At 39.7% G+C, this 22,119-nt stretch carries 13 protein-coding genes and 3 pseudogenes; 7 read left to right on the top strand and 9 right to left on the bottom strand.

Going from position 1 to position 22,119, the window contains the following annotated elements; all coding sequences use genetic code 11:
- The first annotated feature begins 97 nt into the window (after positions 1-97).
- Positions 98-3,025, top strand: a complete 2,928-nt coding sequence (locus N4G44_RS18320; RefSeq protein WP_474928755.1) for a reprolysin-like metallopeptidase — start codon at positions 98-100, stop codon at positions 3,023-3,025.
- 354 nt (positions 3,026-3,379) lie between these two features.
- Entirely contained in the window at positions 3,380-7,708 is a 4,329-nt protein-coding gene (locus N4G44_RS18315) for a GEVED domain-containing protein (protein ID WP_474928752.1), read from the top strand.
- A 200-nt stretch (positions 7,709-7,908) separates the two neighbouring features.
- Here the strand turns inward: N4G44_RS18315 and coaE are convergent, their stop codons facing one another.
- The 4 genes and pseudogenes from coaE to ruvB form a co-directional block, all read right to left on the bottom strand.
- Entirely contained in the window at positions 7,909-8,538 is a 630-nt protein-coding gene (gene coaE, locus N4G44_RS18310) for a dephospho-CoA kinase (protein WP_474928750.1), read from the bottom strand.
- 9 nt (positions 8,539-8,547) lie between these two features.
- A pseudogene (locus N4G44_RS18305) lies at positions 8,548-9,412 on the bottom strand (MBL fold metallo-hydrolase).
- 16 nt (positions 9,413-9,428) lie between these two features.
- The gene (locus tag N4G44_RS18300; protein ID WP_474928748.1) at positions 9,429-10,040 is read right to left on the bottom strand and encodes an FMN-binding negative transcriptional regulator; all 612 of its coding nucleotides are present in this window, start codon (positions 10,038-10,040) and stop codon (positions 9,429-9,431) included.
- A gap of 6 nt (positions 10,041-10,046) precedes the next feature.
- Positions 10,047-11,069, bottom strand: a complete 1,023-nt coding sequence (ruvB, locus tag N4G44_RS18295; RefSeq protein ID WP_474928746.1) for a Holliday junction branch migration DNA helicase RuvB — start codon at positions 11,067-11,069, stop codon at positions 10,047-10,049.
- Positions 11,070-11,297: 228 nt separating this feature from the next.
- Between ruvB and hutI the strand changes: the two genes are divergently transcribed.
- From hutI to N4G44_RS18275, 4 genes are all read left to right on the top strand, one after another.
- Complete coding sequence (gene hutI, locus N4G44_RS18290; RefSeq protein WP_474928743.1) at positions 11,298-12,527, top strand: imidazolonepropionase; 1,230 nt, start codon at positions 11,298-11,300, stop codon at positions 12,525-12,527.
- Between the two features lie 30 nt (positions 12,528-12,557).
- Positions 12,558-13,613, top strand: a complete 1,056-nt coding sequence (locus tag N4G44_RS18285; protein ID WP_474928740.1) for a DUF695 domain-containing protein — start codon at positions 12,558-12,560, stop codon at positions 13,611-13,613.
- 12 nt (positions 13,614-13,625) lie between these two features.
- Complete coding sequence (gene hutG, locus N4G44_RS18280) at positions 13,626-14,540, top strand: formimidoylglutamase (RefSeq protein WP_474928737.1); 915 nt, start codon at positions 13,626-13,628, stop codon at positions 14,538-14,540.
- Between the two features lie 138 nt (positions 14,541-14,678).
- On the top strand, positions 14,679-15,971 hold the full coding sequence (locus tag N4G44_RS18275) for an aldehyde dehydrogenase family protein (RefSeq protein ID WP_474928735.1): 1,293 nt from the start codon (positions 14,679-14,681) through the stop codon (positions 15,969-15,971).
- A gap of 149 nt (positions 15,972-16,120) precedes the next feature.
- Here N4G44_RS18275 and pyk read toward each other — a convergent pair.
- The 5 genes and pseudogenes from pyk to N4G44_RS18250 form a co-directional block, all read right to left on the bottom strand.
- Positions 16,121-17,565 (bottom strand): annotated as a pseudogene (pyk, locus tag N4G44_RS18270) (pyruvate kinase).
- Complete coding sequence (locus N4G44_RS18265; protein ID WP_474928733.1) at positions 17,558-18,031, bottom strand: IPExxxVDY family protein; 474 nt, start codon at positions 18,029-18,031, stop codon at positions 17,558-17,560. Before N4G44_RS18265 ends, pyk begins: the two are co-directional and overlap by 8 nt.
- Positions 18,009-18,769, bottom strand: a pseudogene (gene rnc, locus N4G44_RS18260) (ribonuclease III). The gene N4G44_RS18265 and the pseudogene rnc overlap by 23 nt, the downstream one beginning before the upstream one ends.
- Positions 18,770-18,778: 9 nt before the next feature.
- Positions 18,779-20,023, bottom strand: coding sequence for a beta-ketoacyl-ACP synthase II (gene fabF / locus N4G44_RS18255; protein WP_474928731.1), 1,245 nt, complete (start codon positions 20,021-20,023; stop codon positions 18,779-18,781).
- A 34-nt stretch (positions 20,024-20,057) separates the two neighbouring features.
- Complete coding sequence (locus N4G44_RS18250; RefSeq protein WP_002976354.1) at positions 20,058-20,297, bottom strand: acyl carrier protein; 240 nt, start codon at positions 20,295-20,297, stop codon at positions 20,058-20,060.
- A 350-nt stretch (positions 20,298-20,647) separates the two neighbouring features.
- On the opposite strand from N4G44_RS18250, the gene N4G44_RS18245 reads away from it, so the two are divergent.
- The gene (locus N4G44_RS18245) at positions 20,648-22,063 is read left to right on the top strand and encodes an aldehyde dehydrogenase family protein (protein WP_474928720.1); all 1,416 of its coding nucleotides are present in this window, start codon (positions 20,648-20,650) and stop codon (positions 22,061-22,063) included.
- The last annotated feature ends 56 nt before the right edge of the window (positions 22,064-22,119 follow it).

Here is a 22,119-nt window from a genome sequence, read left to right as displayed (position 1 = left end):
GGATATGGTGCTGATTGTTTATTATTGTTTGCATTTAAATGATTTTATCTTAACAGAAATGTTATATTTGTAAAATTAATCTAATATTTAAATGATTATGAAGAAAATTTTTACTTCAGTATTTTCTCTCTGTATGTTTGCTGCTGCTACTGCGCAGTGGACTCCGTCTTCGGGACGATCGGGAGAAGTCATACAGCGGTCAGATGTTAAAGAATATTATGCTCTCGATATTTCCTCATTAAGATCACAGCTTGCCGGCGCTCAGGAGATGGGACAGAATGCAAAGCCTATTGCTATTTCGCTTCCTACTTTAGACGGTAAAATTGAAAGATTCAATGTTTACAGCTTTCCTGTTATTGCTAAAGACCTTGCCGATCAGTATCAGTTGGGATCCTATGTAGGTGTGGGAATTGATGATCCTTCCAAGTATTTAAGATTTTCACTGGCTCCCAATGATTTTCAGTCCATGATTATTAAAGATGGAGTATATCAGTTCATTGAACCTCAGAATGCTTCCAAAACCATATATGGTGTGCATGGAAAAACAAAACCTTCGGGCCCACAAGGTTTCCTGTGCTCTATGGATGAAGATGTCCTTTCTAAGCAGGAGATTGCCAAACTTTACAATACCAATAAATCCTTTGCTAATAATAGTACGGATTTTTCTAAATCTTCAGATAAAAAGTACAGAACTCTAAGGCTTGCTCTTTCCGTTACCGGGGAATACACTGCTTACTTCGGAGGTACCCAGGCAGGGGCACTTACCGCTATGAATGCTACACTTTCAAGGGTAAACGGAGTTTTCGAAAAAGATATGGGGATACACCTTAACATGGTCAATTATCCTACACTGGTCTACATGGATGCTGCTACAGATCCATATTCCCCTGCTTCCCAGATGGGTAATTGGAACGTTCAGCTTCAGCAGACCCTTACCAGTGTTGTAGGGAATGAAAATTATGACATAGGACACCTTTTCGGAAGAAGCGGTGGGGGAGGAAACGCAGGATGTATAGGATGTATCTGTGTAAACCCTGCAACACCAACGGCCAAAGCCAAAGGTTCAGGATATACTTCACCGGCCAATGCCATTCCGCAGGGAGATACATTTGATATCGACTATGTAGCACACGAAATGGGGCACCAGCTTGGAGCCAACCATACCTTCTCTCATAATCTTGAAGGTGCAGGAGTGAATATGGAGCCGGGATCAGGATCCACTATTATGGGATATGCCGGTATTACGAGTGCAAACGTTCAGATGAACTCGGATCCTTATTTCCATGTTGTAAGCATCCTTCAGGTTCAGAATAACCTTGTTGCTAAAACCTGTGATGTTGAAACTCCGGTTACCAATAACCCTCCAGTAATTGCTGCATTAAATGATTACGCTATTCCAAAAGGGACAGCATTTGCCCTTACGGGAAATGCTATTGATCCGGAAGGAAATCCTATGACCTTTACGTGGGAGCAGTTTGATAATGCCGGCGTTCCGGTTACTTCTGTTAATGGCAACACAGGCGTAGGTCCATTGTTTAGATCTATACTTCCATCTACTTCGCCTACAAGATATTTTCCTAAACTGAATACGGTTCTGGCAGGAAATCTTTCTTCCACAGCAGACTGGGAAACCGTATCCAACAGAGCAAGGTCTTCAAGCTTTGTATTTACAGCAAGAGATAACAGCCCGATTGTAAATGAACAGCAAACCAATTCAGCGCTTCAGAATATTAATGTAGGAAATGAAGGACCTTTTAAAGTAACTTCAACTACTGTTTATAATAATACTGCAGGTGCAGTTACTTGGGATGTTGTGAATACCAACAGCGGTATATACAATGCTCCCAATGTAAAAATAGACTATACGGCAGATAACGGACTGACATGGGTAGTACTTTCGCCATCCACACCGAATGACGGGGCAGAAGCATTTACATTTTCTTCCCTTCCTGCCGGAACGAATATAAAGATCAGGGTAAGTGCCGTAGGTAATGTTTTCTATGCAATAGGAAATGCTACAGTGGCTGCTTCCACAGCAACTTGTTCTTCCGCAACCGCTACAGGAGTTGCTGCTTCAGGATTAACAATTTCTTCAGGAAATATTACCTGGACACCGGTTCAGGGAGCTACTTATACTCTGAGATACAGAAAAACAGGAACTACAAACTGGACTACGGTAAATGTTCCAACCAACTCTTATTATATTTCAGGACTTGACGATACTACTCAGTACGAAGTACAGGTTGCCAATATCTGCGGAAGCACTGTAGGGACTTATTCTGCGAGTACCAACTTCAGTACATTGCCTTATGCATACTGTACCAATGTTACAGGAAGCTCCGATGATGAATATATTTCAAACGTATCTGTAACTCCGGTTGGAATGTCAGCGGTTTCCAATACCAGTGCAGCTTCCACCTATACAGATTATACATCAGATCTTTCAAAATTAATTACCCTTAGACAGGGAAGTTCAGGTAATGCAATCAGTGTTACGAAGGCATGGACTGCCAGCCAGTATAATGAAGGAGTAACTGCCTGGATAGATTTCAACAGGGATGGTAACTTTACAGATTCTGAAATCATTTTCACCAGCCCGTCCAACATGGTAACTCCTGTTTCAGGAACCTTCTCTGTACCGGCTAATGCATACACAGACAAAAAAGTGATCATGAGAGTGGTAATGGCTTACGAAGATCAGCCTGCGAACGGATGTAACGGTTTTGCTTATGGTGAAATTGAAGATTACCCTGTTCAGATTCAGCTTGCATTGGGTACAAGTGATGTCAGCAATCCAAATAACGATATCCAGATTTATCCTAATCCGGTAGTTGATATTCTGAATGTGACCAAAGTATCAGATAAAGCAGTCTATAAAATTTACAATACTGCCGGTCAGCTGGTAGGAAACGGAAATATTAATGACGGAAAGATCAATGTTTCCTCTCTTGTAAAAGGTGGATATGTGATCACCATAGATGAAAAAGATAAAGATCAGTTCAGGTCCAAATTCATCAAAAAATAATCCTAATTAAAACAAGATAAAGTCCTCAGGCCCTCCTGAGGATTTTGTATTTTTATACACAGAATGTATTATTATTGTGAAATTTTTACAAAAAAATATTTGAATGAATATATTAATAGTGAAAAAATTATTAGATTTGTGTAATTATTAAAATATTAGCGTATGAATTAAAAAACTACTTTTTTCAATACAGATAATCTGTAAAATAGATGCTCTAAACGTACTTGAGCATTATCAAATAAGAAATACTATACCTTATTACTATTGTTATTATAACTAAATTTTTAAAATATGAGTGGATTTTTACTCTGTAAAATGAGCCGGCCCTTTAGGGTGCTCATAACATTGCTTTGTATGGTCTTCGGGCTGTTTTCACAGGCACAAACAGTTACCATTGGTACAGGTACAAGTACTCAAAGATATCCTTTGAGTGTGTACTATGGGTATCAAAGAGATGCATCACTTTATACTGCAGCTGAAATTAATTTGCCTGCTGGAGGAAGTGTACTGTCAGTAGCGTGGAATGCCACAACAGCTACAAGTGCTGCTACTCCGGTAAAGGTTTATTTAAAAACTGTTCCGGCTGCAACCAACACCATTACATCACAAGACTGGCCTACAACTAAGGCCGGCGCTAGTTTAGTGTATACCGGAACGATCAATAATATAACGACAGGATGGAACACACTCACCCTGCAAACGCCTTATTATTACAACGGGACAGAAAACCTGATGGTACTGGTAGAAACAGACTATGGAGGTACCGGAACCGGAAGTACTTCAGGAAGTGGTTTTACATACTCTAGTGCTACTTCACGACATATGTATATTGAAGTTGATAGTACACCTCCTACTAACAATACAGGAACGGTTAACTCCAACAGACCTAATGTTCAATTCACCTTTGGAGCGGCTCCTTCGTGTATACCTCCTTCAGGACTAACTTTAGGAACTGTAACAACAACAAGTGCAGCAATCAGCTGGACAGCCCCTTCTTCCGTACCGGCAGGAGGATATGATGTTTACTACAGCACATCCGCTACAGCTCCTACATCTGCAACTACGCCTTCACAAACCATTACAACAGGGACAAGTACAACACTTTCTCCGTTGACAGCCAATACGGCTTATTATGTATGGGTAAGATCAAGATGCAGCGGAACAGATCAGAGTACATGGATCGGTCCTTTGAATATATTTACAGGATATTGTACACCTACAGGAGGTTCAAGCTCAACTTCATATTACCTGAAAACGGTTAATACGACAGGAGGGATCACGAATATAAACTATACGGCTAATTCCTATACTGCTTATGTTAACAGTGCTTCTCCGGTTATTACCGCGCTGCCTAGTAACACGGTAACAATGAACCTGAATACCGGAACAAGTACTTACTATTATTATGTTTGGGTTGACTGGAATAATAATATGAGCTTTAATGACCCGGGTGAAACAATTCTGGCAACTCCCAACTATGTTACAAACGGAACGGCATCAATTGTCATTCCTGCGTCACAGGCACCGGGTAATTACAGGGTAAGAACGGCAACATCGTTCATCGGAACAGTAAATTCGTGCGGATCGGCACCTTATGGTAACTATGTAGACTTTACATTAACAGTTATGGCATTACAGCCATGTACTACCGCACCTCCAAGTAATATTACGGTTTCCAACGTTACCCCAACTACAGCTCTTGTAAGCTGGCTGCCTTCTACAGGGGCTACTTATGTATTAAGATATAAAGCTGTAAGTGCTGCAACATGGACTTCAGTAAATATTACGACTCCTCTTGCGAGCAATTATACAATAAACAACCTTACAGAACAGACCCAATATGAAGTGCAGATTGCTACCATCTGTGGTGGAACCCAGGGACCATTCTCTCCAAGTACCACCTTTACAACACCTGCTATTTCTTATTGTACTTCTGGTTCTACAAGCAGCACTATTGATGGTTATATCAGTAAAGTTGTTGTAACTCCGAATGCTGCAATCCCAATGACCAGCGTTTCAGATTTCAGTAATTATACAGACTACACTACAGATCCTGCAAGACTTGTTACCCTGGTAAGAGGTTTAGGAGCGAATACTATTACTGTCGAAAAAACCTGGCCGGGAACTCAATGGTCTTTCGGAACAGGGGTATGGATTGACTTTAACAGAAATGGGGTTTTTGAAGCATCCGAACAGGTATTGAACTCTCCAAGTAATACAACTACTCCTGTAACTGCTACTTTCACTGTACCGAACGTTGCCGGAGGAGTTTACACAGGAAACCTTACCACCCGTATGCGTGTAGCGTTGAGGGAAAGTGCTACGGCTGCTCCTTGCGGAACTTTCACATGGGGTGAAGTAGAAGACTATGCTGTGAAACTTATTGACCAGCCTGCCTGTACTACAGCGCCACCTACAAACATTACGGTAACCAACCTTACTGCTTCTACAGCGACGGTTTATTGGATGGCTGCAGCAAATGCTACTTACACCATTAGATGGAAGCTGGCCAGTGCAGCAACTTTCACAATTCCACCTGTGACTTTGGCACCGGGAGTAAACAATTATACAATTCCTGGACTTGCTGAGCAAACTAAATATGATGTACAGGTTTCTACTACATGTGGAACTTCTACAGGACCATATTCTACAACAGTACAGTTTACAACACCACCACTTACTTATTGTCCGATGACAGGTACAGGAACTAACGACCACATTTCAAATGTAACTGTTACTTCTTCCAACCCTGGAGTGCCGGTGATGAGCAATACCACTGTACAGAATAACTATACAAGCTATACAACGCCTCAGACATTAATCACTCTTGATGCAGGTTCTGCCAATAATAAGATCTCTGTAGCAAAAGGATGGACAGGTGCGACAAGTAATGATGCAGTGTCAGTCTGGATTGATTATAACAGAAATGGTGTTTTTGAAACATCAGAACAGATTATCAATTCTCCGGCAAACACAACAACTCCTATAACTGCAACCTTCTCCGTTCCAGGAGCTGCTTATACAGGTCCGCTTACTACTACAATGAGAGTTGTTCTTAAGCGTACAAGTGCTCCGGTATTGTGTCAGAATGCGGTAAACGGTGAAGTTGAGGACTATGCGGTAAGAATCAGACCTTGTAGCAATGCAACACCAAACCAGCCTACGATCACAGCTACCCATAACACAGCTACCCTTACATTAACAGGTTCGGCAACTAACGTGACTTATCTTGTAAGATACAGAGTTCAGGCAACTCCTCCGGGAGCGTGGACAGAAGTATATGCTTCGGCATTATTAAACAACCTTCCACTTGTATTGACCGGTTTAACTCCGGCTACCATCTACGAAGTTCAGGTAGCTACAGTTTGTGGAGATGTTGCTGGTGCATTTACTGCGATCAAGACATTTGTAACAAGATGTGATCCTACACCTCCAAATGTTACGGTAAGTAATATTACTACAAATTCCGCACTGATTACTTGGGCACCGCTTTCGGCAAGCTCAACATACACACTGGAATGGAGAAAAGTAGGGGCAGCTACATGGACACAGGTTCCTAATATTGCACCTCCTACCAATACCTATTTATTAACAAATTTGGATCCATATACAAAATATGAAGTAAGAGTGGCTAATAAATGTGTTGGAGAAACTACTCTTAATCCATATTCTAACCCGAAAGTATTTACTACGGAAAGAACATGTGAACTTCCTCCTCCGGGATTAACGATACTTCAGATCAATCCTACATGGGCTGAAGTTACATGGGAAGGTTTCCCTGGAGCTACATATATCCTTAGATACAGAAAAGTAGGTATTCCAAGCTGGACGAATGTTCCATTAACAACGAATACGTACACTATAACAGGATTATTGGAAGAAACGAAATATGAAATGCAGGTGGTGAATGTTTGTAATGGTACACCGGGGACTTATACACCTCCGTACTATTTCACAACACCTACAGTAGTTTATTGCCAGATGGCTTCTCAAAATGCTGTTAATGAGCATATCTCCAAAGTTACGGTAGTTCCAAGCGGAAGACCTAAGATGGAGAATGAGTCAGGACCTTCCAGCTATACAAACTATACAGGAGTACCTGATACATTTATTGAAATGGTTCAGGGATCTACAGGAAACCAGATTACGATTGAGAAAAAATGGAACGGAACCAACCATGATGAAGGTATCGCGGTATGGATCGATTTCAACAGAAACGGATATTTTGATCTTGATGAAAGAGTATTCACATCACCTCCAAATACTACAAGTCCTGTTACAGGAACATTCAATGTACCTGTGGACGCTTACGTAAGCATGACGAGCCACAAGTATGTAGTAATGAGAGTAGCAATGATGAGAGATGGAATTCCTGTAAACTGTACGAATTTTGCCAACGGGGAAGTAGAAGATTACTCTGTAAGAATCTCTAAACCGGGAGTGCCAAATTCTCTTAATCAGACTGATATCATGATTTACCCTAACCCGGTAAGTACAGTATTGCATGTGAAAAATATTAGCAAGAAAGCTAAATATAAGATCTATAATTCTGCAGGACAGGTTATTGGTGACGGTATTCTGCTTAACAATCAGGTGAATGTCAGCAAATTGATCAGCGGTATTTACGTAATAGATATCGAAGACAATGGAGTAACAGTTCAGAAGAAATTTATTAAAGAATAATATTAAATTTCAAATATAAGGAAGCCCTCAGTGATGAGGGCTTTTTTTATGTCTGGGTTTGCTGTTGTTGATTTAGTGTATTGTCTTGAAATTTAAGTATGCAGTAAAAAAGACACTACAAAACATCTGTTTACCAAAGCGGATAAAGAATCAATGATATAAATAAAAACCTCGTTAGAATTTCTCTAACGAGGTTTATTTTATTCAATATCGAAAATGACCTGTTCGGTTTGTTCCTTAAGATCTTCGAGGTTGGTATTGTTATAGATAATACAGTCAGCCAGTTTTATCTTGTCCTTTTCGGGCATTTGCTTTTCCATGACGGCTTCTACTTCACGGTAGGTCTTTCCGTCCCTGTCCATTACCCTTTTCGCTCTGATGTTATCCTCGGCTGTCACCAGGAGTGACTTATAACACTGTCTGTTTAGTTTTAATTCAAACAAAAGGGCTGTTTCTTTAAATACTAAATATTTAGTCTGTTTTTTCAGCCATTCTTCAAAATCGATCCGTACGGCAGGATGAATGATTTCATTTAATGCCTGTAGCTGCTCCTTACTATTGAAAACCTTTTCCGCTACAAATTTCCGGTCATAAAGACCATTGGAATCATAAGCTTCATCACCCAGTAATTCTTTAATCTTTATCTTTAAATCTTCACTTTCGTTGACAATTGCTTTAGCCCTGTCATCGGAATAATAAACCGGAAATCCGAACTCCTCAATAAACCGGGCTACCGTAGTTTTTCCCGAGCCTATACCGCCGGTAAGTCCAATAACCTTGGGTGCTGGTTCCGGCTCTGCTTTCTGTGTTTCTGAATGTAACTCTTCCATAATCAAAAATTAATATCCAAAAACATCATTAAAACTGTGAATTTCATCCAATCTCACCCCTTTTCAGTCATTTTAAGACTTGCCAGTTCGTTATGGGCATCGTGTTCAAAAAATAGCAGGTATTCATTATCTACACACTGTTTCAGGAACTTTGCTTTCTCCTCCATCGTGAGAAGAGGTCTTGTATCATACCCCATTACATAAACCGGGTTGATGTGTCCTGCAGTAGGAATAAGATCCGCTGCAAAAACAATAGTCTTTTCCTGGTATTGGATTACCGGAAGCATTTGTTTTTCAGTGTGTCCGTCTACAAAGATCACATCCATTTTCAGATCAGGGGCAAAACCATAATTTCCTGTAGTAGGAAGTGGTAAAAAGTTGAGCTGCCCACTTTCCTGCATCGGAAGGATATTCTCTTTCAGAAAGCTGGCTTTTTCTCTGGCATTAGGTTCTGTAGCCCACTGCCAGTGATTTTCATTCGTCCAGAACTGTGCATTTTTAAAAGCAGGTCTGTATCCCGTCCTGTCATCATTCCATTCAATAGCGCCTCCACAATGGTCGAAATGAAGGTGGGTAAGGAAAACATCTGTAATGTCCTCTCTCACGAAACCGAACTTCTTTAAATTTTTATCAAGACTGTCATCTCCCCAAAGCGAATAATGTCCGAAGAATTTATCATCTTGTTTATTGCCGAGACCACAGTCCACAAGGATCAGTTTCTTGCCGTCTTCTATAAGCAGGGAACGTGTTCCCAGTTCAATCAGGTTTTTTCGTCTGCAGGATTGGTTTTTTCCCACAGACTCTTTGGGACGACTCCAAACATGGCTCCGCCGTCCAGTTTAAATTTTCCACATTGTATTGGATATAACTTCATATATATATTTTGATTATTATTTCTTTATTAATTTCATTTTCTCAGCAATTTTTCTTCCATTTTCATCCGAATGTTCAAGTTCTGAGATAATATTCTGGTAGTCATGATCTTTTCTGTTCTGGGAAAGCTTCTGCTTGATAAATATTTCTGTTGGAATTATTTTCAGCCCGAAAGCTCCTTTCATTTCCTTTTCTACAAACTCCCTTCCCATATCTTTTACCATAACAGGACACTTCTGGAATTGTTCATACTTGGAAGTTAACTTCTCCAGATGCTGGTAAAGTTCATTGTGATTCATAAGCTGGACCTTTCCGTAAATCTGAACTGCTTCATAGTTCCATGTTGAAACATTTACATGATCGTACCAGCTGCTTGAAATATAAGTGTGGGCTCCCAGAAAGTCGCACAGCACTTCATCACCATCCTTCAGGGTTTTTGCCTGAAGATTTGCTCTTGAAATATGGGTTTCAACATATCTGTTTTCAGGATCATCCTCATTAAGCATCATCATGGAGTGAGTCGCTCTTATTTTTTCATTGGAAGAAATAAGTAAGGCAAAAGCATTCTCTCTGATGATTTCTCTCATCAGATCATAATCTTCACTTCTGTATAGTTTTGGAACAAACATAGATTCTTAAAATAACTCTCCCGGGTTTTTCGGACGGGATATTTTTAAATGCTGATAAGCTTTGTCGGTCACTTCTCTTCCCCTTGGCGTTCTGATGATAAATCCTTCCTGAATCAGGAACGGTTCGTAAACCTCTTCCAGTGTTTCAGGATTCTCAGCAATTGAAGTGGCAAGAGCAGAAATTCCGACAGGTTTTCCTTTAAAATTTTCAATCATGACACGCATGATCTTATTATCCATTTCATCCAGTCCAAATTCATCCACATTAAGGGAATCCAAAGCATATTTTGTAATGTTGATCTCAATTTCTCCGTTTCCTTTGATCTCAGCAAAATCACGAACTCTTCTTAACAAAGCATTGGCAATTCTCGGAGTTCCACGGCTTCTTCTGGCGATTTCTATCGCGGCGTCCTCATAAATTTTACTTCCAAGAACCCTTGAACTCCTCTGGATAATCATCGATAAAAGTTCAACCGAATAATACTCAAGTCTGCTTTGAATACCGAACCTGGCCAGCATCGGCTTCGTCAGCATTCCGCTTCTTGTAGTGGCACCTACCAGGGTAAAAGGATTCAGGCCGATCTGTACACTTCTGGCATTCGGACCGGTTTCCAGCATGATATCTATCTTATAATCCTCCATGGCAGAATACAGATATTCTTCCACGACAGGTGATAAACGGTGGATCTCATCAATAAAAAGAACATCATTTTCTTCCAGATTCGTAAGTAAGCCGGCTAAGCTTCCCGGTTTATCCAGAACAGGACCGGAAGTAATCTTACAGTTTACCCCAAGCTCATTGGCGATAATGTTGGCTAAAGTGGTTTTACCCAGACCCGGCGGACCATGCAGAAGAATATGATCAAGAGCACCACCACGTCTTTTGGCAGCGCTGACAAAAACTTCAAGGTTTTCCAAAGTTTTTCTCTGCCCTGCAAAGTCTTTAAAACTCTGGGGCCGGATCTGCTCCTCCTGCATAAGCTCTTCATGCGAGTAGTTTTCCTTATCTGGATGTAAAAAATCTGGCATTAATTCATTTCATTTACCTCAAAGATAGCAAATTTAGACTAAGGGTAAAACTTGGAATGATAAAATTCAGAGATTGCAAAAATAAGGGCTGCAAAGTAAAGGTACAGGCTAAGGCAAAGGTAATGGTGGAGGTTTAAACTATTTTTTGGTTAGCAGATTAGGATATTTTTAAGTATTTTTGAGAGGAAAAATTAATTATTAACAAGCTTTAGCTTTAATCTTAGATAAATGAAATTGATAGGCCCTTTCAAGCAGATCGTAACGTTGGCGAACCTTCCGTTAAGAGGAAAAATATCCGATGACCAGATTGACATCATATTCGATGGTGGAATTTTAATAGATCATCATGGCCTGATTAATAAAGTTGGAGACTTTAAGACATTGAAGAATGAAAATCCGGATGCTGAAACTGTGACTGTAGAAGGAGAGCAGGTCGTCCTTCCCGGATTTGTAGATTCCCATACCCATATCTGTTTTGGAGGAAACAGGGCTAATGATTTTGCAATGCGGAATGCAGGGAAAACCTATCTTGAAATTGCAGAAAGCGGAGGAGGAATCTGGAGTTCAGTGCAGCATACGAGAAATGCTTCGGAAGAAGAGTTGTTAAGGACTTTATTGGAGAGAATCCAATTCCTGATTTCTTTGGGGATTACAACCATTGAAATAAAAAGCGGTTACGGACTGGATGTGGAAAACGAGCTTAAAATGCTTAGAATAATCAAGAAAGTACAGGCTCAGACACCGGCTAAGCTTGTCCCTACATGCCTTTCTGCCCACCTGAAGCCAAGAGATTTTGAAGGAAGCAATCAGGAATACCTGGAATATATTCTTACCGAAATTTTACCTAAAGTAAAAGAAGAAAACCTGGCTGAACGTGTAGATATATTTATTGAGAAATCTGCATTCCAGCCGGAAGAAAGTAAAGAGTTCCTTCTTAAAACTAAAGATTTAGGTTTTGATATTACCGTTCATGCGGATCAGTTTACACCGGGAAGTTCAAGAATTGCAGTAGAAGTGGGCGCAAAATCTGCAGACCATCTGGAAGCAACTATTGATGAAGATATTGAGTTTCTCGCAAAATCAGATACAGTAGCCACCGCTCTTCCGGGTGCGAGCCTAGGACTTGGCGAGAAATTTACTCCGGCCAGAAAACTACTCGATGCCGGAGCTATTGTAGCCATTGCCAGTGACTGGAATCCCGGGTCTGCACCGATGGGAAATTTAATTACACAGGCGTCTATTCTGGCTACTTTTGAAAAACTGACTACCGCTGAGGTACTAGCCGGAATGACCTTCCGTGCTGCTTACGCCTTAAATCTTGAAAATATAGGAAAACTGGAACCCGGAAAAAAGGCAGATTTTGTAACCTTTAAAACTGATAATTTTCAGAATGTTCTTTACAATCAGGGAAGTCTGAGTGCAGAGAACGTATATATTGATGGAAACCAGGTTCGTTAAATGATGCTCTGATAAAACCTTAAGAAAAGCATGGAGGAAAAGGATACATACAAAGCCTTTTGGGACTGGTTTTTAACAAGAGAAAAAATATTTTTTGAAGTCGTTAAAAGCAGGGTAAATATAGAACAACAGTTTTTTGATGTCCTTGCCCCTGAACTCGCGAAAATAAATAGTGGTTACTATTTCCTGTCCGGGATGTGTGATGAAAATACGGCAGAACTTATCGTTACGGTAGAAGGGGATATCAGGAAAATAGCCTTTGCAGAGGAACTTATTGCTGCCGCTCCGGAGATGGATCACTGGAAATTTACTGCTCTTAAGCCTGAAACAGATGTAGAAAGCGTAAGAGTCAGGTTGAACGGTTTGGAATTCACGAAAGATAATATCTGTTTTTACTCCAATGAAATAGAAGGCTACCCGGATGAAATTGACCTTGTATTTGTTTACGATGATTTCACTGAGGAAAATAAAAATTCCGTCACAACGGGAGTCTGCATTTTCCTGGATAATTTCCTGGGAGAGCTGAATTTTGCCACTCAGATTGATACCTTCAGAATCATCGGTAAAAATGAAGCAAAGAAAGAGCTGGTGCCCATAAAAAAATTGAAAGAATTTCTCCTTTGGCGCGAAAGAGAATTCACAGAAAAATATAAAGATGTTGAGATTTCAGCAGCTGATGATCAGTTTTCTCTTTTTGAAGGAACCCTGGACAACGGAATGCCGCTTATGGGAGTAGTTAATGTGTTCCTGTTAAAGTACAGTGCAAAAGCATCATATCCATGGATTTCGCTCCTGAAAATTCATTACGAAGCAGACGATGAAGGGCTTCCGCGGGAGAAAGATTACAATGCAATGAATCTTATTGAAGATAAGGCTGTAGAGCTTCTTAGCCCGGAAGATGGTCATTTGTACATCGGAAGGGAAACAGCAGACAGTTCAAAGAGCATTTATTTTGCAAGCAAGGATTTCAGGCAGGTTTCCAGAGTTATGGACCGGCTTATCAAAGAAAATAAAGACTATAAGATTTCACTCGAAATTTATAAAGATAAATACTGGCAGAGTTTTGAACGCTATAATGTAAATTAAAAAACCGGATTTATGATTTGGCAAGGCAGATTAGACGGAGAAGAGCTCCTTTTCCACAGAATATTTCAAAGAGTTAAAGAAGAACGTAATTACGACCTTATTAAGGCTGATGATTTTGTGCTGCATGGTTTTGCTGTAGACGAAGGGGTAAGGCGGAATAAAGGTCGCCAGGGAGCTAAGGATGCTCCTGATGTGATTCGGAAAAATATGTCTAATTTCCCGGTGATCCGCCCGGATTTTTCCCTTCTGGATTTCGGAAATATTACCTGTGAAGACGGTGATCTGGAAAGTACCCAGAGCAGCCTTGCAAAAAATGTTTCAAAAGTCTTGTTGAAAGGAGGGAAATCAATTGTTTTAGGCGGAGGCCATGAAGTGACCTATGCCCATTATTTAGGGGTAAGAACTGCTTTTCCCGAGCAAAAAATAGGAATCATCAATATAGATGCCCATTTTGATAACAGGCAGCCTGAACAAGGAGTGGGGGCCAGCTCAGGAACAGGTTTCTGGCAGATTGCACAGGAAGGACAGATCAATTCGCTGCATATCGGAATCCAGAGAAACTCCAACACCCTGAAATTATTCGATACCGCACATCAGTACGGGATGAAATATATCCTGGCAGACGAACTGTTTTTTGAAAACCTGCCTTCGATTTATCAGCGGATTGATGAGTTGGTGGAAAATGTAGACTTTCTCTATCTTACCATTTGTATGGATGTTTTCAATGCTTCTATTGCCCCGGGAGTTTCAGCTTCAGCCTATAACGGGATTTTTGCAGATACCCCTTTTATGCACTTTTACAGGCATATTTTGAAAAGTAAAAAGCTGGCAGCTTTTGATGTTGCAGAAGTCAATCCTTCCCTTGATATTCAGGACAGAACAGCAAGGCTCGCCGCATGTCTTGTGAATGAATGGTTTATGATTTAAGAAGAAATTATATTATTTCAATAGAGAAAAATCATTGCTTTAATTAGCCTTAAGGAATAAAATTTGTTACTTTCACCGTGCTTTTAGAGTAGAAGCATTCATAAATTCATTTTGTGAATTTAAAACAGAAATTATATTATGGAACAGTTAATTGAAAATAAGCTTATTCAAGCAGATAAGACATTTTCAGAGTGGAGAAAAGTGCCGTTTGAAGAAAGACAGAAGCTGATTGCAAAAGCGGCAGAAATTTTAAAGAACAATTCGGAAAAGTTTGGCAGGATCATTACTACGGAAATGAATAAACCTATTTCGGAGTCGATTGCTGAGGTAGAGAAATGTGCTTTAATGATGAATTATTATGCAGATGCTGAAAATATTTTAAAACCTGAAAAGGTTGAATCTGAATTTTCTTATTCTGAAGTTCATTACGTTCCTAAAGGAGTGATTTTAGGCGTTATGCCATGGAATTTTCCTTTCTGGCAGGTATTGAGATTTGCTGTTCCCGCGATTTTGGCTGGAAATACAGTAGTGTTGAAACATGCTTCCATTTGTTTCGGAAGTGGAAATGCCATTGAAAATGTTCTTTTGGAAGCTGGTTTTCCCGAAGGTGTTTTCCAGAATCTGGAAGTTGGGCATACAGTGGTAAAGGAAATCCTTGAGCATGACGCTGTAAAAGGCGTGAGTCTTACCGGTAGTGGAAAAGCCGGTGGGGAAGTGGCTTCAATCGCAGGTTTAAATATCAAGAAATCTTTATTGGAATTAGGAGGGAGTGATGCTTTCATTATTTTCGATGATGCGGATCTGGATGAAGCAGCAAAAGCAGGAGTGAAATCCAGGCTTCAGAATTGCGGACAAACCTGTACTGCAGCCAAAAGATTTATTATCGATGAAAAAATTGAAGATGAATTTTTACCGAAATTCATTGAAGAATATAAGACCTATGAAATTGGAGATCCTTTAAACAAGGAAACCAAATTAGCAGGAATGGCAAGACCTGATCTTGCTGATGAGCTGGAAGCTCAGTTCAACAGGGCGCTGGAAAATGGTGCTGAGATCATCATTCCTCTGGAAAGAATTTCTGAGAATGAATTTAAGCCCGGTTTAATCCGCGTTCAGGAAGGAAATCCTATCTTAAAAGAAGAACTTTTCGGACCTCTTGGAATGATCATGACTGCTAAAAGTGATGAAGAAGCTTTACAAATGGCTAATGATATTCCTTTCGGACTTTCCAATTCCGTTTGGACGAAAAAAACAGATCGTCAGTTATTCTTTATCGAAAACCTGGAATCGGGAACGGTAAATATCAACAGAATGACGAGTTCTGATCCACGTTTCCCATTCGGTGGAAGCAAGGCTTCAGGATATGGAACGGAACTGTCTTTATTGGCTTTAAAAGAGTTTGTGACAGCAAGAACAATCGTAGGAAATTAATTGTACAATGTAAAAAGTACAATCTATTCATAAAATACAGTCCCTAAAAAATAAAAAGCTCCCGGAAAAATCTATTTCCGGGAGTTTTTGTATGGTTGGCAAAAAGTAATTTTGCTTATTGCTTATTGCTTATTGCTTATTGCTTATTGTTAAACCGTCGTCAGTCTCAGCGTATTCGTTTTCCCTCCTTCATAAGACGGAGTCGCATTAATGTTGATGACAAAATCACCGCTTTCGATATACCCGTGGTTGTGAGTCAGCATATTTACCTGGATAATAGTTTCGTCGGTAGATTTTTTCATGTCATAATAGTAGGCATGAACTCCCCAAAGAAGGTTCAGCATCGTGATCACTCTTCTGTTTCCACTGTATACGATGATATGGGAATTCGGTCTGTGAGCAGCAAGCTGGAACGCAGTATATCCTGAATGAGTTAAAGTAACGATTGCAGAAACATTAGTGGTTTTGGCAATTCTTACGGCTGCAAGGCATACCCTGTTCGTAATGAATCTTTCATCGATGCAGTTATAATCTTTTTCGATAGGCTCATTTTTATGCTGATAGAAATGAGTCTTTTCGATATTCTGTACGATTTTAGCCATGTTTTCAACCACCTGAACCGGATATCTTCCCACGGAAGTTTCTCCGGAAAGCATTACGGCATCCGCACCGTCCAGTACAGAGTTGGCAACGTCATTTACTTCTGCTCTGGTTGGCGTAAGGCTGTTGATCATTGTTTCCATCATCTGGGTGGCAATAATAACCGGCTTGGAATAGAACCTTGCTTTTTCTACCAGGTTTTTCTGGATCGCAGGAACTTCCTCCATCGGAACTTCCACACCAAGGTCACCACGGGCAACCATCAATCCGTCACATTCTAATAGAATTTCGTCGATATTTTTAACACCTTCAGGTTTTTCGATCTTGGCAATGATCGGAGTTTTGAATTTACCGTTCGGATGGCTTTCAATCAGTTTTTTCAGGTCAATGATATCCTGTGCATGGCGTACGAAAGAAAGCGCGATCCAGTCTACCTCCATATCAAGCATGAAATTGGCATCCTGAATATCTTTTTCCGTAAGGGCAGGAAGTGATACATTGGTATTAGGAAGGTTTACCCCTTTTTTAGAGCTTAGAGGCCCCCTTGAATAGTTTTTGCTTTTACAGTATCCACTTCATTGGTTTCGGTAACTTCCAATACAAGTTTACCGTCATCGATAAGGATTCTTTCTCCAACTTTTACGTCCTGAGGAAACTGCTGGTACGTCATGTAAACCTTGGTAGAATCTCCTTCTATTTTCTCATTGGTGAATGTAAGGATATCACCCGGATTCAGGTAAGAACCTTCCTTTACGACACCTACTCTCAGTTTCGGGCCCTGAAGGTCTCCAAGGATACCTACAGAAAAACCGTATTCCTGATTAAGCTCTCTGATAATTTGTATATTACTTCGAACTAATTCGTAATCTGCATGTGAAAAATTTATTCTGAAAATATCAACACCTGCTTTCATGAGTCCTAACATTACCTCCTTCGACGATGAAGCCGGCCCTAGTGTTGCAATAATTTTTGTCTTCTTTAAATACTTATTCATAATACTGGATAATTTGATAAAGTTCTTCTTCAGAACCTAATGTATAGTCTTGTATCGGAAACACAAGATTTTCAGGGAGCAAAATTACGGAAAAATCAGGAATTTGTTCCGAAGTATGAAGAATATATTCTACATCTACCTGATTATTTAATAAAAATTTAATGTTTTCTTCTTCTGTGAAGAGCTCAGTCTGCAGTTTTTTTTGCTTACTTTCCGAAGACCGGTTTGAAATGAATGTAAAACATGTCTTTGTAAACCTGTCATAAGCCTCAAATCTCGGAAAAAAATAATCATAATAAGCCCCATGAATAATCATATCTTTCTTTCTTGAAAAGGTAAGGCCGTTGATTTGATTTATTTTGTAGAAAAACTCATGAGCAGGTATATCTTTTGCTAATCTTACCAATCCTATGGTAATATCTTCAAATTCTATATCATCAAGATCATAAAGTTTTTGAATTTCCAAGTATGTTTTCTTTTTTGTTTAAAATATAAAATGCTCTTTGTGCTGCTTTTTCTTCTGCTTTCTTCTTGGAAGTTTCCGTCGCATTGGCGATCTTTTCTTCTCCCAGCCAGACATGGCACCTGAATACGACTGCTTTATTGGGCTGAACCTCTTCACAGGTCTCGTATTTTATATTTACTTTTTCTTCTGGCTCCATTCGAGCAGAAGACCTTTGTAGCTTACAATTTTATTCTCAAGCTTGTTAATTTCTGTAGGCGTCAGTAATCTTTCCAGAATAATCCTTTTACAGGCATCATAATGGAAGTCCAGATAAACGGCACCAATAAGTGCCTCAAATAAATTTCCGGAAATATTTTCACCCAATGCCGCAGATCCCTGCTTCTGCAAAAGATCGATAAGCCTCAGGTCTTCACCCAATTTATTAAGATTCTTCCTATTAACAATTTTAGATTTCATCTGGGTCAGATATCCTTCATTAGCCTGAGGATAGGTCTGGAACAGATGACAGGAAATAATTGTACCCAAAACAGAATCTCCCAAAAATTCAAGTCTTTCGTAATTGCTGTCTTGATTTTTAGAAGAACTTTTTAAAGAGAAAGCTTCACGGTAAAGAGCAATATTCTGAATCTCCGCACCTAACATTTTTTTCAGTTCGGTACTGAGGAAATAGTCTCTCTCCGTTAATTTTCTTTTTCTTTGTCTGAGAAGGAATTTAGAAAAGTATTTCTGTAACTCCATTCATTGAATTTAGATTTTCTTAAATAGAACGCAGGCATTGTGCCCGCCAAATCCAAAAGTATTGCTCATGGCTACTTTTACATCTTTCTTAACAGCGGTGTTGAATGTGAAATTCAGTCTGCTGTCAATATTTTCATCATCAGTAAAATGGTTGATGGTAGGCGGAACCACACCATGAATAATAGTTCCCAATGCAGCGATAGCTTCAATAACTCCGGCAGCTCCCAGAAGGTGACCGGTCATTGATTTTGTAGAATTAATCTGAATATCATAAGCATGCTCGCCCAATAACTTTGAAATTGCGTTGGATTCTGCAATATCTCCTAATGGAGTAGACGTACCATGCATGTTGATATGGTCTACTTCATCAGCAGTTAGGCCTGCATCTTCCAGACAGTTTTTCATTACCAGATAAGCTCCTAATCCTTCAGGATGCGGGGCAGTCATGTGATGTGCGTCTGCACTCATACCACCACCTTGCAATTCTGCATAAATTGTTGCACCACGTTTTACGGCGTGCTCATATTCTTCAAGGATGATGCATCCTGCTCCTTCACCCAGTACAAAGCCATCTCTGTCTTTGTCAAATGGTCTTGAAGCTGTTTTAGGATCATCATTTCTTGTAGAAAGTGCCATCATCGCATTGAATCCACCGACACCACTTGCTGTTACGGCTGCTTCAGAGCCTCCGCATACAATAACGTCTGCTTTTCCAAGCTGGATGATCATCTTGGAGTCAATCAAAGCATTGGCTGAAGATGCACAGGCAGATACCGTAGTATAATTCGGCCCGTGAAAGCCATACTCAATTGAAATGTGTCCAGGAGTGATATCCGCGATCATTTTAGGAATAAAGAATGGGTTGAATCTTGGAATTTCCGTGTTGGCCCATCCTAAAACCTCAGTTTCGAAAGTTTCCAGACCTCCGATTCCTGAACCCCAGATTACTCCGACTCTGTTTTTATCAACATTGTCTTCAATAATTCTGGAATGTGCTACCGCTTCTCTTGCGGCTACCAGCCCAAGCTGGGTATTCCGGTCCATTTTTTTTGCTTCTTTCTTATCGAAATGCTGCAACGGATCGAAATTTTTCACCTCACAAGCGAATTTAGTTTTAAAGTTTGTGGCATCAAAAAGAGTAATCGGAGCAGCACCGCTCTCACCTTTAACAAGATTTTCCCAGTATTCTTTTGCATTATTTCCAATCGGTGTTATTGCGCCAAAACCGGTTACAACTACTCTTTTTAATTCCATAAATTTTTAAAATTTTCTTTTTTGTTGAAGAATATTATTTATTTACTACTTCTTCGATGTAAGCGATAGCGTGTCCTACAGTAGTAATTTTTTCAGCCTGATCATCAGGGATTTGAATGTTGAATTCTTTTTCAAATTCCATGATTAACTCAACTGTATCCAATGAGTCAGCTCCTAAATCGTTAGTGAAGCTAGCTTCAGGAGTTACTTCTGTTTCTTCAACGTCAAGCTTATCAGCGATGATAGCTTTTACTCTTGATGCAATGTCTGACATAGTAAATTATTTTTTTAATTGTTAGATGGTGCAAATATATAAAATTCTTTACGATAAAACATTTTTTTAGTCTTTTTTGTGGGTAGACTATACTTATTTTATAGCATGGAGTTTTAGTGTTTTCGTTTTCAGGTGTTTATGTTTGGGGTGTAAATCATTCAAAAAGATCATTCCGAAAAAGTCATTTATGCCTGACATATATATGATGAAAGATTGATTTAGATATTTAATCAATAATCTATAGAAACAAATTTATAAATGCCTGAGCCTTCTAACAAAGTTTAATTGAGCCATACAACAAAACAATTCCTGTGAAATTGTGGGAACTTTGTCACATTAAAACAAACAATATGAGACGCATAGATAAAGCCTACATTAATGGAGAGTTTGCTGAATTACACGGCACAGAAGTATTCAATCTTATTAGTCCTGTTAATCATGAGAAAATTGGAGAAGTGGTTCTGGGTGACGAAAGTGACACCATAAAGGCTATTGTTGCTGCCAAGACTGCTTTTAAAACATTTTCTAAAACGAGTATACAGCAGCGCATTGAAATCCTTGAAAAATTAAAGAAATCTGTAAAAAATAAAGAAAAGGAACTTATTGAAACCATGATCCTGGAATATGGCGGAACCCGAGAGTTCTGTACAATGAGTTTTCAGAATATGGTTGGCTCTTTTGAGCATATGATAGAAACATTGCATCATTTCGAATTTGAAAGAAAAGCAGGAAATACCCATGTTCAGATGGTTCCTGTAGGGGTTGTGGGCATTATTACACCATGGAATTCCAGTAACAGTTTTATTTGCAATAAATTTGCGACAGCGGTTGCTGCAGGCTGTACGGTAGTAGTAAAACCAAGCGAAATGAGTGCGCTTCAGACACAACTTATTATAGAGTGCTTCCATGAGGCAGGACTTGCGGATGGGATCTTCAATGTGGTAAACGGGCTTGGAAGCGTAGTAGGAAGTGAAATTGTAAATCATCCGGATATTGCTAAGATATCTTTCACAGGATCTACCCAAACGGGAAAGATGATTGCGAAAGGTGCCGTGGACAGTATGAAAAGAGTGACATTGGAACTTGGTGGAAAATCACCAAATATTATTCTTGATGATGCTGATTTTACACAAGCCATTCGCCAGGCTGTTTTTGGTGCTTATATGAACAGCGGACAAGCCTGTATTGCCCCAACACGTTTGTTGGTGCCTCAATCGAGACTGGCAGAGACTAATCAGTTGGCAAAAGAGGCCGCTCTTCAGGTTGTTGTAGGTGATCCTGTCAATGAAAATACGAATGTGGGTCCTATGGTTTCTGAAAAACAATATGAGCGGGTGCAGCATTATATTCAGTTAGGATTGGATGAGGGTGCAGAATTATTAGTGGGTGGAAAGGGAAAGCCTGAAGGATTTGAAGATGGTAATTTTGTTAAGGCCACTATTTTTACCAATGTCCGAAACAATATGCGGATTGCACAGGAAGAGATTTTCGGGCCCGTACTGTCCATTATTTCTTATCAAGATGAAGAAGATGCCATTGCTATTGCCAATGACACTCAATATGGATTGGCTGCTTATATAACTTCTTCGGATGAGCATAGGGCTTTGAAAGTAGCTTCCAGAATTGAAGCGGGAAGAGTTTGTATTAATGGGTTCAAACACGATCCGCTGGCGCCGTTTGGTGGATTCAAGCAATCCGGTATTGGAAGGGAGTTTGGAACATATGGTTTGGAAGAATATTTGGAGCCAAAATCAATTTTGATTTAAGAAAGCATAAAAAATATTATATTGAACAGTCAAGTTAAAAGCTTTTAGCTTGACTT

Source organism: Chryseobacterium sp. GTID13 (assembly GCF_056172655.1).
The sequence above is the reverse complement of the archived record's forward strand: the minus strand, read 5'-3'. Positions and strand labels throughout refer to the sequence as shown.